The 15,467-nt window shown below is 62.5% G+C and carries 12 protein-coding genes; 1 reads left to right on the top strand and 11 read right to left on the bottom strand.

Annotated features, from left to right (window positions below; genetic code table 11):
• Positions 1–5 precede the first annotated feature (5 nt).
• The 4 genes from ABFD92_19985 to ABFD92_20000 form a co-directional block, all read right to left on the bottom strand.
• Positions 6–1,145: a PilT/PilU family type 4a pilus ATPase gene (locus ABFD92_19985; protein ID MEN6506821.1), complete on the bottom strand. Its 1,140-nt coding sequence runs from the start codon at positions 1,143–1,145 to the stop codon at positions 6–8.
• Positions 1,142–1,939 (bottom strand): imidazole glycerol phosphate synthase subunit HisF, encoded by a 798-nt coding sequence (gene hisF, locus ABFD92_19990; GenBank protein ID MEN6506822.1) that lies wholly within the window; start codon positions 1,937–1,939, stop codon positions 1,142–1,144. Before hisF ends, ABFD92_19985 begins: the two co-directional genes overlap by 4 nt.
• 183 nt (positions 1,940–2,122) lie before the next feature.
• Positions 2,123–4,402, bottom strand: coding sequence for an NACHT domain-containing protein (locus ABFD92_19995; GenBank protein ID MEN6506823.1), 2,280 nt, complete (start codon positions 4,400–4,402; stop codon positions 2,123–2,125).
• A 321-nt stretch (positions 4,403–4,723) separates the two neighbouring features.
• Positions 4,724–5,923 carry an HD domain-containing phosphohydrolase gene (locus tag ABFD92_20000; protein ID MEN6506824.1) on the bottom strand — a complete coding sequence of 400 codons (1,200 nt, stop codon included), beginning with the start codon at positions 5,921–5,923 and terminating at the stop codon, positions 4,724–4,726.
• A 326-nt stretch (positions 5,924–6,249) separates the two neighbouring features.
• On the opposite strand from ABFD92_20000, the gene ABFD92_20005 reads away from it, so the two are divergent.
• On the top strand, positions 6,250–6,855 hold the full coding sequence (locus ABFD92_20005; protein MEN6506825.1) for a PEP-CTERM sorting domain-containing protein: 606 nt from the start codon (positions 6,250–6,252) through the stop codon (positions 6,853–6,855).
• 58 nt (positions 6,856–6,913) lie between these two features.
• Here the strand turns inward: ABFD92_20005 and ABFD92_20010 are convergent, their stop codons facing one another.
• The 7 genes from ABFD92_20010 to gap form a co-directional block, all read right to left on the bottom strand.
• Entirely contained in the window at positions 6,914–8,365 is a 1,452-nt protein-coding gene (locus ABFD92_20010; GenBank protein ID MEN6506826.1) for a radical SAM protein, read from the bottom strand.
• Between the two features lie 71 nt (positions 8,366–8,436).
• Positions 8,437–10,050, bottom strand: coding sequence for a carboxylesterase/lipase family protein (locus tag ABFD92_20015; GenBank protein MEN6506827.1), 1,614 nt, complete (start codon positions 10,048–10,050; stop codon positions 8,437–8,439).
• A gap of 141 nt (positions 10,051–10,191) precedes the next feature.
• On the bottom strand, positions 10,192–11,079 hold the full coding sequence (gene accD / locus ABFD92_20020) for an acetyl-CoA carboxylase, carboxyltransferase subunit beta (protein MEN6506828.1): 888 nt from the start codon (positions 11,077–11,079) through the stop codon (positions 10,192–10,194).
• 104 nt (positions 11,080–11,183) lie between these two features.
• The gene (locus ABFD92_20025) at positions 11,184–11,753 is read right to left on the bottom strand and encodes a histidine phosphatase family protein (GenBank protein ID MEN6506829.1); all 570 of its coding nucleotides are present in this window, start codon (positions 11,751–11,753) and stop codon (positions 11,184–11,186) included.
• A gap of 9 nt (positions 11,754–11,762) precedes the next feature.
• Complete coding sequence (rpe, locus tag ABFD92_20030) at positions 11,763–12,449, bottom strand: ribulose-phosphate 3-epimerase (GenBank protein MEN6506830.1); 687 nt, start codon at positions 12,447–12,449, stop codon at positions 11,763–11,765.
• Between the two features lie 335 nt (positions 12,450–12,784).
• Positions 12,785–14,038, bottom strand: a complete 1,254-nt coding sequence (locus ABFD92_20035) for a phosphoglycerate kinase (protein ID MEN6506831.1) — start codon at positions 14,036–14,038, stop codon at positions 12,785–12,787.
• Between the two features lie 181 nt (positions 14,039–14,219).
• Positions 14,220–15,239 (bottom strand): type I glyceraldehyde-3-phosphate dehydrogenase, encoded by a 1,020-nt coding sequence (gap, locus tag ABFD92_20040; protein MEN6506832.1) that lies wholly within the window; start codon positions 15,237–15,239, stop codon positions 14,220–14,222.
• Positions 15,240–15,467 lie beyond the last annotated feature (228 nt).

The raw sequence follows: 15,467 nt of genomic DNA on the forward strand, positions 1-15,467 counted from the left end.
CTCCGCTATCGCGACGCCATGCCGCCGTTGCTGCGGTTAGAAATTCCGCGAACCATCATCCGCAATTCTTCAGGATTCGGGGCCACCGCGTACGCCTCGTCCGGGGCCACCATGTCACTGTCGATCAACTCCAGCAGGCTGGTGCTGAAGCTTCGCATGCCTTCGCGCTCCAGCGTCCGCACCACCTCGGTCAGTTCGTTCTCGCGCCCCTCCTGAATGTACTTGCGCACCACGGCGTGGTCGAGCATGATCTCCAGCGCGGGCACCACCCGGTAGTCGCGCGACAGGCTCGCCAGCAGCTTCTGGCAGATCACCGCGTGCAGATTCTGCGCCAGCGCCGAGCGGATCAGCGCTCGATTCTCGCCGGAAAACAGGCTCAACACGCGTCCGACCGTCTGCGCCGCCGTCGCGGCGTGAACCGTCCCGAACACCAGGTGCCCCGTCTCGGCCGCGTGCAGCGCCGCCTGGAACGAATCCAGGTCCCGCAACTCGCCGATGAGAATCACGTCGGGGTTCTGACGCATCAGGTCCCGCTGGGCCGCGTGATAGTCCGGAACGTCAATGCCCACCTCGCGCTGGCTGATGACCGCTTTCTTGTCCTCGAAGACGTACTCGATCGGGTCCTCGATGGTCAGGATGTGGCACGCTCGGCGCTGGTTGATGTGGTCCAGCATCGAGGCGATCGTCGTGCTCTTGCCGCAGCCGGTCGGTCCGCTCACCAGCACCAGCCCCGTCTCGGCCTCGCAGATCTTCGCCAGTTCCGGCGGCAGGTTGAGGCTCTTGAAGTTGGGAATCTCCCGCGTCACGCGACGCACCGCGATCGACATCAGCCCCCGCTGGCGGTACATGTTGATGCGGAACCGGTCCGCCCCCGGGCTCTCGTACGCCAGGTCCACGCTGCCGTGCCCGGCCAGCGACAACCGCTGGTCGGCATTGAGCATCTCCTGCGCCAGGCTCTCGACGTCCTCTGCCGTCAGCGCCTTGCCCTTGGCCGCAACCAGCGCCCGCGCCGTGCGGAAATGCGGACGCAAGTTCGCCTTGATGTGAAGGTCCGACGCCTTGAGCTGCGTCATCGCGTCGAGAAACTGAACCAGCCTGGCCTTGGGCCGCCCCTGCGGAAGCGGCGCCGTTTCGCCCATCGTCATGGTGTTTTCCCTCCGGCCGCGCCTGCGATCGTGCGAACCGTCACGCCGCGCTGCGCCAGGTACGTCTTGGTTGCCTCGATGGTGTGCGTGCCGAAGTGAAAGATGCTCGCCGCCAGCGCCGCGTCGGCCTTGCCTGCCGTCAGCACCTGGAAAATGTGCTCCGGGCTGCCCGCCCCGCCCGAGGCGATCACGGGAATGTCCACCGCCTCGGCCACCGCGCGGGTGATCTCGATGTCGTAGCCAGTCTGCATGCCGTCGGCGTCCATGACCGTCAGCAGGATCTCGCCGGCCCCGCGACGCTCCACCTCCTGCGCCCACGCCACCGCCTCCAGGCCCGTGCCGATCCGCCCGCCGTTGACGTGTACCTCCCACCGCTCGCTGCCGTTGACCTCCACGCGCTTGGGGTCGATCGCCACCACCACGCACTGCGCGCCGAACCGCCGCGACGCCGCCGTGATGAACTCCGGGTCGCGGACGGCCGCCGAGTTGATCGACACCTTGTCCGCCCCCGCGTTGAGCATGTCGCGGAAGTCCTGGATCGTCCGGATGCCGCCCCCCACCGTCAGGGGCATGAAGACCTGCTCAGCCGTCGAGTGAACCACGTCGGCAATGATATTGCGGGCCTCGTGGCTGGCGGTGATATCCAGAAACACCAGCTCGTCGGCGCCCTCGGACTCGTAACGCCGCGCCACCTCCACCGGGTCCCCCGCGTCGCGCAGGTTAAGGAAGTTCACGCCCTTGACCACGCGGCCGCAGTTGACATCCAGGCAGGGAATAATCCGTTTGGCCAGCATCCAACTCTCCCGTAAGTGGCCCCATTCTAAGCCCCCGCCCCAGAATCCGCAACTGTTAGCGAGAAGGACCCGCCGCATGACGAACGGAAACGTGCAGCGCCCCAGCCTTGGCGAAGGCGCAGGGATGGCGAGGAGGACGAAAAGCATGCACGGAAGGATACGTGTTAATCGGAAAGGCGAGGTTCAAGTACCTCGCACTTCGATCATTACTGGTTCGGTTGTTGTTGACGGCGAGGCGATGATGCGAAGCACTCGGTCCCGCATCTGTCGCACGGGAAGCCAGATTGGTTGGCTTCCGCGAGTGCTTTTCATAACAAAACAATGCCGAGAAAGGGTGGCCAGAACGTCGGGAACCATTCCTCGCAATTCAGGTGCAAGTCCTCGGAAAAGAGCGTTCTCCTTGCGCCCGCTCACGCTCTGGACAAACAACTTCTTCATGATAGTCAAAGCGACTCTTGCTCCCAGAGCAATCGGAAGGTCTAACGCTGCGCTTGTTGTCAGAACGCTCCCAGAGAATGATCCAAATGTACAGTTGTTAAATATATCACGAGGTAGATCGCGTTCCCCAGTTCGACCTTCGACTTCTGGAATCAGGCAATCATCAAACCTCGGACACTTGGAACTATCGATGTCCGACGGGATCTCAAGGACCTCAACAATACACTCGCTAAACTGGTAGGGTGACAAATCCAAACCGTCATCTTCCAGACCAATTCTATCAAAGCATAGGCCTTGGATGCGAATTGTTGTGTTCGTGGATAAGTGCATCTCTTTGGCGATCAGAAACAAATCAGCAGCAATAGCCCCACAATCAGCCATTCGTTCCATCGCTTTGGCTGCGGCTACTAATTTGCCCGCGTTGAACCCTGTAGTTGACAGCACGTGAGAGACAAGTGCCGTACCGACTTCACCCAACGTAACTTGTGTGGCAGCTAAGCGTTGCCCGTAGATTCCATATGGATCAACACAAAACTTGGCTACTTCTCCAGCACGACAAGCATCAGCAAAATCTCGGTCAACAAAATTGCGAGCATCCTCGGCTATTCCTGCATCTCTACCCAGACCAGGAAGACGTTGAAGCACGATCAAGGCTTCATCTGTAGGTGAGAACCCGCACTCAGACTCGAATGCACCTACAATATCTGCAGTTGAGATTGGGCCAACGCCTCCCTCCTTCCTGCGAGCAACGGTCGCCAGAGACTCCAGTATCGCACGGATATTCGCTCCGGTTACGCCAGATTCAATTCTCGCTTCGCGTTCAGTGACCTCGGTCAACAGGAAGTCCCACCCTTTAGCTGGATCTGTAAGCGAGGCCCAATTCAACTGCGCTCCGGCCCTTAGTGTACCTGCAAATAGCGTACTCAGAAGTAATGGCCTTGTCGGAAACCATGCAGGCACTTCTGCCTTAATATCAAACTGCTTCATCAGAGCCAATATCTGAGTCTCAGCAAATTCATCAAGTCGTACGTTATACCATTCTCCTGTCTGGCCAATCGCCCGTCTTCGTTCGTCCACCGTGTCAAAGAAATGCTCCCTCCCTGCAATGGCGATTCCGCACTTGGGTGGACCGTCTCCGATGAGCTGCCGAATCCCAGCCATACTGGCGCTCCGAGCATCGCGCAGTCTTCGCCAAGCACCCTGCAGCCCTGCCGATGAGACCTCGTCAAAGCCGTCGAGCAGCAGAATGGCATATCCCGCCTTCCAAGCACGAACCAGCTGGCTAGGGGGATCAAAGCCTATGTTTCGTGCATGTCGCTCGATAATCTCGGCGGGTTCACGTTGCCCCTGATGCTCACGAAGATTGATGTACAGCGGGAACTTAGGTGTCTTATTCAATTCATATCGCTTAGCAAGTCGGCGGTAGAGTTCCCTGAGCGTCATGCTCTTCCCGATTCCATATTCTCCTAAAATCGTGAAACGCTTTCCCTCAAGCAGTGCCTCCGATAGATCATCAATTGTCGCTGCCTCTGCCACATTTTCGACATGTAAACCAACCTCGATATAACCAATATCTGAAACGGCGTTTTGTGCCCGAGGGTCATACACGCTACCGAACTTGTGGCTAGAGCGCTGCTGCAAATAAGAACGAGCATCAACAAGCGCAGATTGGAACTGCGAGAAGGAAACCACGTTAAACAAGTTATCTGGAGAACCTTTGATTTCCTTTCGACAGGCACGTTGCTCCGCAGTCGGCTCCTCCAACGTGACAAACCAGCACTTGATTGCACGATCTTGATGTGATGATCGATACTTCTTGTACAGGTCAAACAGTTTCTTCAAGTCGTGCTGCGCCTTGGCTTTGGAACGTGAAGTGGTGCACTCAAGCAAATGGACGCATTCTTCCGTAAGAAAAATCCCATCACGCTCTCTTGCCCCTACCATTTCAGCGCCACCCATAGCGGCTTGCGGCCAACGCAATCGTGCAAGACGCCTCACTTCCTGCTCGAAGTCATATGGATCCATGGCCATACTCCTTTATCTGCGGACATCACCCTTTAGTGGCTTCTGCTGTTAAAACCCATCGCCGTCAAAGGCGATAGGGGTAAACTGCCTGCTCAAACACGATAGGCTTATCGAGATCGCCAAACGTTTTGGGCTATCCCCAGCGACACATGACACAGTTGATGCGCTGGTCGGTTCCCTAGCAAGCACTCGATTATACCGGGGCAGACACAGTGGCGGCAAGATTTGAGTCAGTCATTTTGAGCCATTTCCCGCACCTACTGATAAAGTCGGTTTGCGATTTGCGTGGTGACCGGCACCGGGCTGTTATGACCTTTGCCGCTAGTTCGCTGACTTGGCAAGCAACGGGTAACTCGCCAGGGTTTCGTCGAGCGAGGCGAGAAAGGCCGCCGTTACGTCGGGGGCGAAGTGTCTGCCGGTGTCGCCTCGGACGATCTCCAGGGCCGTGTCCAGGCTGCAGGCGGCCTTGTAGCAGCGGCGGTTGACGATGGCGTCGAAGACGTCCGCCAGGGCGACGATCCTGGCCGCCAGCGGGATGGCCTCCGCGGCCAGGCCGCCGGGATAGCCCTTGCCGTCCCAGCGCTCGTGATGGCACAGGGCGATATCGCGGGCCATGCTGAGCACCTCGTCCTGCGGTTCGGACAGGATCTGCGCCCCGATCACGGTATGACGCTGCATGATCTGGCGCTGGTCGGTCGTGAGGTAGTCGGGCTTGAGCAGAATGGCGTCAGGGATCGCCACCTTGCCCACGTCGTGCATGGGGCTGGCGTACTTGATGAGCGCGACTCCGGCGGCATCGAGGCCCATCGCGCGGGCGATGATCTCGCTGACCGCGCTGACGCGGCGGATGTGGCTGCCTGTATCGTCGTCGCGGAACTCCGCCACCGTCGAGAGACGAAGGATCGTGTTGAGGTGCGCCTGGCGAAGACGCTCCTGCAGCACCTCGTTGCTGACGGTGACGGCCGCCACCGACGCCAGGGCCAACACGCCGGCGTTGAGCGAGGCCGGGAAGGGAGCCACGTCGCCGCGATCGTCACGATGGTTGATCAATTCCAGCACGCCGGCGCACGAGCCGTCGGGGCACTGCAGCGGAATGGCCAGCATGCTCTGCGTGCGATAGCCGGTCCGGGCGTCGAAGTCGCGATTGATGTGGAACGGGCTTCCGGCGTCGAGGCGGCTGGTGTCAGGGATATTGAGGATGCGCCCGGTGGTGGCGACAAATCCGCCCACCGACTGGCACGAGATGGGCATTTCCTGCTGGAGCAGGCAGCGGGCGATCTCGCGGGTGTCGATCACGTCGTTTTGGACAGCCACGAACCGCAGTGTGCCCGCCCCGGCCAACAGCAAGCTGCCGCCCTCCGCCCGCGTCATGGCCCGAGCCTGGCGCAGGATCGTCTCCATCATTTCGTGACGGTCACACGAGACATAGAGCTTCGCCCCAGCCGCCAGCAGCCCCCGCAACGCCTGCAGGTCCTGGTCCAACGACTCCATCACCGACTGTTGAGCAGAAACGTCCTTCATCATCTCTCTCCGCGCGTAACAAAACCCCATATACTTGCTCGGCGGATTCGCGAGGCGCATTTAGCAACTATTGGTCCAGACGTGCCGGAAGCACGGGCCGTCCAGGGGCCACAGAGACACTCGTTTTTCTCTCTATCTCTGCGCTGAAGATGCGCTCGCCGTGGCGGAAGGTCTTTGGCTCTCCACCGCCGCGGCGCCTGAAGGCTGCCGCCTCTGCCAAGCGGGTTGTACGGTGCCCCAAATAGCGCGAGCCCCTGAAGCATTCTCTTGACGAGAAAGCGATTCCTCTTAGAATATGATTCCTGATCTTCAAGGAGAGAAAGAGAATGAATAGGTTATTTGTTGGAGTCGGGGCAGCGTTCCTGGTCTTCTGTACAGTTCTGCCGCGTACCGCAGGAGCATCGATCCTTGCGACATTCACGCGCGTCAGCGACACCGTTGGTCACGTTACCTTGGAAGGGAGCTTTGACTACAGTCCTTTTTGGGCAACATGGGGACCTATACAGCGCACCTCGCGAGTCTCTTTTCCTATGGCCTGTTCAGCTTGGCCTACCTCGGTCGACCTCTCTAACTCAACAGTCGTCACCAGCCAAGGCTATACGCTAGTCAGCGGCACATGGATGGCTCTAGACTATTATGCCTATGAGCCATCGAATGTTTCCAATGGATGGCATAATACGTTTCTGTTGTACTTCAGCGGGAACAATTCGGCCTATGATACAGTTAGCGGTTCCGTGGATATCACCCTTGTAGCCGGCGAGTGGGCGCCTACGAACACCTCGTGGAACATGTACTATGGCTATGACAGCACCGCTACTCCCTGTGTTGTCACGGGCACCTATTCAATCGTTGATGTGCCGGAACCTATGACGCTGGCGGTCCTGGGAGCGGCTGGCTTAATCCTGCTGAAGCGAAGAGGCCTCTCTTCCTGATCAGTTTCCTCTTCAGGGTCAAAACATGTCGCGCGAATCGGCAGGGGTTGATGTAACTCTAGCGGTATAATCGTCGCAGGAGGCCCAAAAGGCCCACGTCGAACGACGGGCGGTCCAGGCCTCGGGAGAACGTCCACAGGCGCAGCCGCGCCCAGGCTCGCACGAGCGAGGCGGCAGCGCCTCGGCGGTGCGTGAAGGCCAACTTCGCCAGCATCCCAGCGCGGTCGAGATAGCGTTTGTGGGCGGCGCTGAACCAGCACAGCTTCGAGCCGCTGTCCCAGTCGTAGGCGATCCACTCTTCCAGGCGCTGCGGCGGGCGCAGGCCCATCCGCACGCACTGCTCGAACATCTCCGTACCGGGGTAGGGAATGTACAGCGAGGGCTCGAACATCCGCACGTGCGCCTGGCGACCCAGACGCAGCATCAGCCCCAGCGTCCGCCGCACGTCCCCGCGCGTCTCCAGCGGAAAACCAAGCATGAAGTGATAGCTGGCGACGAAACCCAGCCGCCGCGCCTTGGCATCGGCGGCCAGGACCTGCTCGACAGTGATGTCCTTGCGGATCTGCCCCAGCACCGCGTCGCTGCCGCTCTCGACGCCGAAGGTCAGCTCCTCGCAGCCGGCGGACCTCATCAGCGCCAGCAGCTCGTCGTCGAACCGCAGGAAGGTGTCGATGCGCATGTCGACGTGCCAGGGCAGATTCAGCCGGCGCTCGATGAGCCCGCGGCAGATGTCGCCCACGCGCCGCGCGTCGACGCAGAAATTGTCGGCCACGAAGTTGATCGACTTGAGATCGTACCGCCCCACCAGTTCATCGACGCCGGCGAGGACCTTGGCCGCCCCGGCGGCGCGCCACCGGCGGTGATTGAAGGCCGTGTTGTAGCAGAACGCGCAGCGGTTGGGGCAACCGCGGTCGGTGTTGAGATCGAGGCACCGCGCGAACCGCGGCGAGACCTTACCCCGCAGATGCACGTAATGCTCAACATCCACCAGGTCGTACGCCGGTTGGGCCAGGGCGTCCATGTCGACGCACGCCCGCGGCGGCGTTCGCACCACTTTTCCCCCGCGCCGCAGGGCCAGCCCGGCGACATCGTCCAGGGCGGCGCCGCTCTTGAGGCCCCGGGCCAGATCGACGACGACGCCTTCGCCCTCGCCGACGGCCACCACGTCAACCAGGTCGTTGTCCAGGGTCTGCTCGGGCAGGAGGCTGGCATGGAGGCCGCCCCAGACCACCGGCACGCGGGAGATTTCCTTGACCTTGCGCGAGAACTCCAGGCTGCCCTTGATCTGATACCCGGTCATCGGCCCGGTGCCGGCAAAGAGCGTCTCAGGCCCGATGGCGGCGGAGAGCTCCTCCTGCCAGGCGTCGGTGGTGCCGGTGTCGATGAGAGCCACGGAGAAACCCGCCGCACGCAACGCTGCGGCCAGATGCAGCAGCCCCAGCGGCGCTCGAAAGAACGACAGCGCCCGAGAGTAATTTTCCATGGCGCGGAAGAGGATGACTTCAGCCATGGGCGTGCTCCGCGTGGCACAGACTTTCCAGTCTGTGGCCTCCACAGCCTGGAAAGGCTGTGCCACCGGGCCTAGCGTTCTTCAGGCAATGGGATATTGTCCAGCAGGTTGGATTGCCTGGGATAAAGCCCCTTCTTGAGTTGGGGCCGGTCGGCGAAGTCCATGTATTGGTCGTTGACGGCATCGTAAGCGGGCCAGTGCGGCAGGTACGGCGCGTTGGGGTTGCCGGTGTTGGCGAAATTAATCCAGTACGCCATTATACTTTCGGACATCTCGCGATCGGTACTATCGAATTTGTCCCCATTGGCGTGACCGAACACGTACGCGATGTCCAGCCCGTGAAAGGCCCCCATCTTCGTCTCGACCAGACCCGGCGGCACGCGCGAGAACTGATACAACCAGGCCGCCGCGCCGGCATGGGTCATCGATCGCGCGGCGAAACGCGACGGGACGACAAACGCCGCCACCGTCACCAGCTCGTTTCGCGCCTGGTCGGTCGAGTCGTCCTCGTGCAGCGGAAACACCTTCAAGATCGCCTCGGCGGCGTCGCCGAAATACAGCCTCACGCCGGTGCGGAAACCCACCAGGTCGCGCAGCGGAATGTCCTTGAGAAACAGCGTCCCCTCGTCGGAATTGTTCCCCACCATCAGCGGCACGCGGTGCTGGCGCCCCTGGGCGAACATCCTCACCGGATCATCGGGGATCAGCCATCCGTCGATCACCGGGCCGTACCGCGTGCCGCTCTGAAAAATGCCCACCGCCCCGGGGGATGCGTTGACCACGGCCGAGGCGCTGCGGCGGCGGGCGGCCGCCAGAGGGTCGCCGGACCAGTGGCACCACAACTTCTTGAATATGTCCTGGCCAAGATCCTCCGCCGATTGGAGACCCTGGAACTTTTCGCGCAGCTTGCGGTTGCGCCCGTGAACGGCGCCGCTCTGGCTGATCGCGCGATGAAAGAGCCCTTTGGCGGCCGGGCAGATCATCAGGCGGCAGACGTTCATGCCCCCGGCCGATTCGCCGAAGATGGTGACCCGCGTGGGGTCGCCGCCGAAGACGACGATGTTTCGCTGCACCCACTGCAGGGCGGCGATCTGGTCGAGCAAGCCGTAATTGCCCGAGACGCCCTGGGGCGACTCCTTCGACAGCAGCGGATGGGCGAGGTATCCCAGCGGGCCCAGGCGGTAGTTGAACGTGACTACGACGGCCCCCCGCCGCGCCAGTTCCCGCCCGTCGTAGGCCCCCGCCGAGGCGGTTCCGGTCGAGTTGCCGCCGCCGTGGATCCAGACCATCACCGGCAGGGCCCGCTGCACGCGTGACGCGGGCGTGAAGACGTTGAGGTACAGGCAGTCTTCGCTGACCGGTCCCAGACCCGCGCTCCACCGCGAGGACGGCTGGGGGCACGACGGGCCCAGCGACATGCAGTTGCGCACCTCCTGCCAGGGTTTCACCGGCGCCGGAGGCCGCCATCGCAGGTCCCCCACCGGCGGGGCGGCGTAGGGAATGCCCAGAAAGACGCGGCAGTGCTCGTCTTCGATGCCCGACAGCGGGCCTGAGTCGATCTGCAGCACCACCGGCCAGCGGTATTGACGCTCCGACCGACCGGCGGGCACATCATCGCCGCCGCGCATGCCGCCGGCACAAAGCAAGACCACCACACCAGCCAGCAGTGGGCGAAGAATCCCCATCACAACTCCCCCAAATAGTCCGTCACGGCCCCTTGCGCCTATGGCCGGGGGTCTCCTCACTTTTCCTGGCGATGCCGACCTCCGTATTCTATCCGTCAGAATTCGAAGGCGAAACCCACGTTTTCGATCGGCCGGGGGCGATCAGGCGCCGGGCTTGAAGTAGTCGATGATGCGGGCCAGTTCGCTGCGGAGGTCTTTGCGGGGCACGATCATGTCGACGAACCCGTGTTCGAGCAGGAACTCGGCCCGCTGGAACCCCGGGGGCAGTTCAGCCTTGATGGTGTTGGCGATGACGCGTTCGCCGGCGAAGCCGATCATGGCTTTGGGTTCGGAGATAATCACGTCGGCCAGCATGGCGAAGCTGGCGGTGGTGCCGCCGGTAGTCGGGTCGGACAGGACGGCGATGTAGAGCCCGCCGGCCGAGTCAAACTGCGCCAAGGCGGCGGAGGTTTTGGCCATTTGCATCAGGCTCAAGGCGCCCTCGTGCATGCGGGCCCCGCCGCTGCAGCAGACCACCACCAGCGGCAGCGACTCCTCGATGGCTTTTTCGATCAGCAGCGTGAGCTTCTCGCCGACGACCGACCCCATCGACCCCATCAGCCACTGCCCGTCCATCACCGCCAGCGCCAGGCGGCGGGCCTTGACGTACGCCAGCCCGGTGATGATGGCCTCGGTGTTGCCGGTGCGCTTCTGCTCGGCCGCGGTGCGCTCCGAGAGCTTCTTGCCCGACCAGGTGAACTGCAGCGGGTCGGCCGGACCGATATCGGCGAAGAGTTCCTCGAAGCTGTTTTCGTCGGCAAGCTGGGCGACGCGGGTGTTGGCGCCGATGCGGAAGTGGTGTCCGCATTCGGGGCAGACGTGGAGATTCTCCTCGACGGTCTTGCGATAGAGCGTGCCTTCGCATCCGGGACAGGGGATCCACAGCCCGTCGGGCACCTCGCGCTTCTTGCGGAGCGTGGGCCCTTCGAAGACCGAAGGATCGAACGGCGCCTTGGGAGCGCCGGCGCTGGATTCAGGTTGTATGGCCATAGCTCGTGTCTCTTGGTGGCACAGCCTTTCCAGGCCGTGACTAGCTGGGATTACCACAGGCTGGCAAGCCTGCGCCACCACAAGCCGCAAAGCATACCAGAGAGCTAGAGTTCCCGCGAGTCCATTTCGTAGCTGTTCCAGGCGAAGGGGCCCATGACCTTGGCCCGCACCTCGTCGAGGCTCAGCCCCTCCAGCAGACACTGCGCAACCACCAGCGCCATCGGGCGCAGCACCACCGCAAACGACTCGCCCTCGTGCTTGTGGGCCAGGTCCTTCAACGCCGCCGCCAGGCGCTGCTGCACCTGCTGAAGCGTCTCGCCTTCGGGCGGGCGCACGGCCGCGGGATTCTCGACCCACAGCTTGTAGACCTTCGCCTGACGACGTTTGAAGTCGGCTGCCGAAAGCCCCTGCCAGAGGCCGAAATCCATCTCTCGCAGTTCTTCCTCAATGCGGGCCTTGACGTCCAGTGCGGCGGCGATGATTTCGATGCTCGCCAGCTCCTGCTCGCCCGGGCCGCTGTAGATGTCTTCGATGCCGCGGCCTTTGAGCTGCTCGGCGATGGCGGCCACGTCCTGCTCGGCTCCCGGCGCCAGAGGAGAACCAGCGGGCGACTCCAACCGCTGCTGCTCAAGCCACAATGATTTGCCTGCCGCAATGAGGTATAGCGTAGTCATAGTCCGGGCTTACCGGAGTGTCTCCCGCAAGGTTCGCACAGCCGCGGCGGGGTCGGGGCTGCGGAACACGTAGCTGCCCGCCACGAACACGCTGGCGCCTTGCCGCCTGCAGAGCCCCGCGGTGTGCTCGTCGATGCCGCCGTCCACCTCCAGGGGCCTGGAATCCTTCAGCATACCGCGCACAGCCGATATTTTGTCGAGCATATCGTGCATGAATTCCTGCCCGCCCCACCCGGGCTCGACCGTCATCACCAGCACCAGGTCCGCCAGGTCGACCACCGGCGCCAGCGCCTCGGCCGGCGTGCCCGGCCGCAGCACGATACCCGCCCCCAGGCCCATCTCGTGCAGGCGGGCGATCAGGTCGCGCGGGCGGTCGGTGGCCTCGATGTGGAAGGTGATGCTGTCGGCCCCGGCCTCGGCGAACCGCTCGATGTAGAACGCCGGATCGTCCACCATGATGTGGACATCAAGGGCAGCGCGGGTGTATTTCCGCAGCGACTGCACGACGGCGGGGCCCATCGACAGGTTGGGCACGAAATGCCCGTCCATCACGTCCACGTGGAGCACGTCGGCCCCGGCGGCAAGGACGGTGTCGACCTGCTCGCCCATGCGGGCGAAGTCGCACGCCAGCAGCGACGGCGCGATCAGCGGCCCGCCGCCTGCACGTTTCCACGGATTGGAACCTTGAACGGGCAAAAACAGATCCTCTTATATGGAGTGCGGCGGCAGCAGCCGCCGCTTTGGATGTTTTTTGCAATGCGCCATGGCCCGTACCTTGCCCGGGCCGAAAAACATCCAAAGCGGCAGCTCTGGCTGCCGCACTCCACAGGCCCCGGGTGCCATGGCGGCCGTTTCTCAGCCGCCATGTCCCTGACCGCATTCGCCGGGTATTCTCACCCGAAAAACATCCAAAGCGGCAGCTCCGGCTGCCGCACTCCATATTTCGCGCCCCCATGGCGACCCCGGAAAAACTGGTGTCGTCATGCCACCCGGCGCTTCTCTACTTCGAACTTCCAACTTCGATCTTCGAACTATTTTTCGTCCAGCACTTCGATGGCCGGCATGGCTTTGCCTTCCAGGTACGTCAGCGACGCCCCGCCGCCGGTGCTGACGTGCGTCATGCGGTCGGCCAGGCCCATCTCTTCCACCGCGGCTGCCGAGTCGCCGCCGCCGATGACGCTGACGGCCCCGGCGTCGGTGGCCTTGGCGACCGCCTCGGCGACCGCCCGGGTTCCGGCGGCGTAGTCGGCCCGCTCGAACACGCCCATCGGTCCATTCCAGACGATGGTCTTGGCCGCGGCGATCACCCTGCTAAAGGCCGCCACGCTCTTGGGGCCGATGTCCATGCCCATCAGACCGTCGGGGATATCCTCGCCGGCGACGGCCTGGGGCTTGCCCGACTCAAAATTATCGGTCGCCACGTGGTCGACGGGCAGCAGGATCTTGCCCTGGGCCTTGCCCAGCAGGTCCTTCATGGTCTCGACCTGATCGGCCTCGAGGCGGCTCTTGCCGATCTTGACGCCCTTTGCCGCCAGAAGCGTATACGCCATGGCCCCGCCGATGAGGATGTTGTCGACCTTGGTCAGCAGCGCCGAGATCAGCTTGATCTTGTCGGAGACCTTCGCCCCGCCCAGGATCGCCACGAACGGACGCGCCGGCTCGGCCACCGCCTCGTGCAGGTAGCGGATTTCCTTCTCGACGAGGATTCCCGCCACGGCCGGTCCGCCCTTGGCCTGGACCGCCTTGGCCACACCGTACATGCTGGCGTGCTTGCGATGGCACGTGCCGAAGGCGTCATTGACGTGCGCGTCGGCCTTGGCGGCGAGCTTGGCGACGAAAGCCTTGAGCACGGCGTCCTGCTCGGCTGTGAGCTTGCCGTCGGGGTTCTTCTTGGCGTTGTCGGGCATGGTCTCGCCGGCGCTGAAGCGGAGATTTTCCAGCAGCAGCACGCCGCCGGCGGGCAGCTTGGCGATCATCGCATCGGCCGCGGGACCGGCCACGTCCTGCGGACCGAGCTGCACGTCCTTGCCGAGCAGTTCGCTGAGGCGCTTGGCGACCGGGGCCATGGAGCCATCGGCCTCGAAGCCCTTGCCCTCGGGTCGCCCGAGGTGGCTGGCCAGGACGCACTTGGCGCCGCTGGCGATGAGTTTCTGGATGGTCGGCAGGGCCTGGACGATGCGGTTGTCGTTGGTGACCTTGCCACCCTTGATGGGCACGTTGAAGTCCACGCGAACGAACACGGTCTTGCCGGAAACGTTGATGTCAGCCACAGTCTTCTTTGCCATGATGCTCTTCCTTTTCTTATAGGCATTTCCAATTTCCAATTTTCAATTTCCAATTGGCTGCTGCCAGCGTGCTGCTGGTTGTTCAATTGGAAATTGCCAATTGGAAATCGGCAATCTGCAAAGCGGGCCCGCCGGTGTCGACGGGCCCGCTATCATCTTCAAAAACCCGGCCGCTTGCAAGTTACTGGTTGGCCATCTTTTCGATCAGGTCGGCGGTGCGGCAGGAGTAGCCCCACTCGTTGTCGTACCACATGGTGACCTTGACCAGATCGCCGCCCATGACCAGGGTGTTGTTGGCGTCGAAGATCGAGCTGTGCGGGTTATGCACAATGTCGCCGCTGACCAGGGTATCGGTGTTGTACTCGAGGATCCCCTTCATCGGCCCTTCGGCGGCCGCTTTGATGGTCTCGTTGATCTCTTCGATGCTGGTGCTCTTTTCGAGCTGGACGGTCAGGTCGGTGATGGAGCCGACCGGGACCGGGACGCGCAGGGCGAACCCGTCGAGCTTGCCCTTGAGCATCGGCAGCACCTGCCCGATCGCCGAGGCGGCGCCGGTGCTGGTGGGGATGATGTTGATCGCGCCGGCACGGGCGCGCTGCTTGCTCTTCTTGTGAACCTGGTCGAGGATGACCTGGTCGTTGGTGTAGGCGTGGCAGGTGGTCATCAGACCCTTGACGATCCCGAACTTCTCCTGAAGGATCTTGCACACCGGGGCCAGCGAGTTGGTCGTGCATGAGGCGTTCGAGACGCACTTGACGTCGGCTGTGAGCTTCTCGTCGTTGACGCCCAGAACGACCGTCAACGCCGAGCCCTTGGTCGGGGCCGAGATGATCACGCGCTTGGCGCCGGCGTCGAGGTGGCTGTCGTAGCCGCCCTTGCCCTCTTTCTTGTTGTCGGTGAACAGCCCGGTCGATTCCAGCGCGACCTGCACGCCCATCTGACCCCAGGGCAGCTTGGCCGGATCCTTCTCCGAGATCACCTTCACTTCTTTACCGTTGACGACCAGGGCGCCCTGCTTGGCGACGACCTTGCCCGGAAAGCGACCCTGCGTCGAGTCGTACTTGAGCAGGTACGCCAGCATGTCCGCGTCGCCCAGGTCGTTGATCGCCAGAATGTCGAAACGATCGGGCTCTTCGCACATCGCCCTGAAAGCCAGCCGGCCGATGCGACCGAATCCGTTAATGCCTACCTTAGCTGCCATGTCACACGCTCCTTACGTCGTTGGTGTTCGTTCCGGTTGAACGGACGGGTTCGCGTCGTGCCCGATCCAACCGTTTGGTGAATGCGTCAAATTAGCGACGCCGGCGGCGCCTGTCAATACTACGTCAACGATTATGCCTGGTTGTTGTTAGCGGCGGGGCTTGCCCCGCGCGTTACGCGGCGCCATTCCTGAAAACGCGCGGGGCAAGCCCCGCCGCTAAAAAAACGC

Source organism: Planctomycetaceae bacterium (assembly GCA_039680605.1).
Lineage (GTDB): Bacteria > Planctomycetota > Phycisphaerae > SM23-33 > SM23-33 > JAJFUU01.

Coding starts and splice junctions, on each gene's coding strand:
- ABFD92_19985 (MEN6506821.1), bottom strand. CDS start 1,145: ATGACGATGGGCGAAACGGCGCCGCTTCCGCAGGGGCGGCCCAAGGCC.
- hisF (MEN6506822.1), bottom strand. CDS start 1,939: ATGCTGGCCAAACGGATTATTCCCTGCCTGGATGTCAACTGCGGCCGC.
- ABFD92_19995 (MEN6506823.1), bottom strand. CDS start 4,402: ATGGATCCATATGACTTCGAGCAGGAAGTGAGGCGTCTTGCACGATTG.
- ABFD92_20000 (MEN6506824.1), bottom strand. CDS start 5,923: ATGAAGGACGTTTCTGCTCAACAGTCGGTGATGGAGTCGTTGGACCAG.
- ABFD92_20005 (MEN6506825.1), top strand. CDS start 6,250: ATGAATAGGTTATTTGTTGGAGTCGGGGCAGCGTTCCTGGTCTTCTGT.
- ABFD92_20010 (MEN6506826.1), bottom strand. CDS start 8,365: ATGGCTGAAGTCATCCTCTTCCGCGCCATGGAAAATTACTCTCGGGCG.
- ABFD92_20015 (MEN6506827.1), bottom strand. CDS start 10,050: ATGGGGATTCTTCGCCCACTGCTGGCTGGTGTGGTGGTCTTGCTTTGT.
- accD (MEN6506828.1), bottom strand. CDS start 11,079: ATGGCCATACAACCTGAATCCAGCGCCGGCGCTCCCAAGGCGCCGTTC.
- ABFD92_20025 (MEN6506829.1), bottom strand. CDS start 11,753: ATGACTACGCTATACCTCATTGCGGCAGGCAAATCATTGTGGCTTGAG.
- ABFD92_20035 (MEN6506831.1), bottom strand. CDS start 14,038: ATGGCAAAGAAGACTGTGGCTGACATCAACGTTTCCGGCAAGACCGTG.
- gap (MEN6506832.1), bottom strand. CDS start 15,239: ATGGCAGCTAAGGTAGGCATTAACGGATTCGGTCGCATCGGCCGGCTG.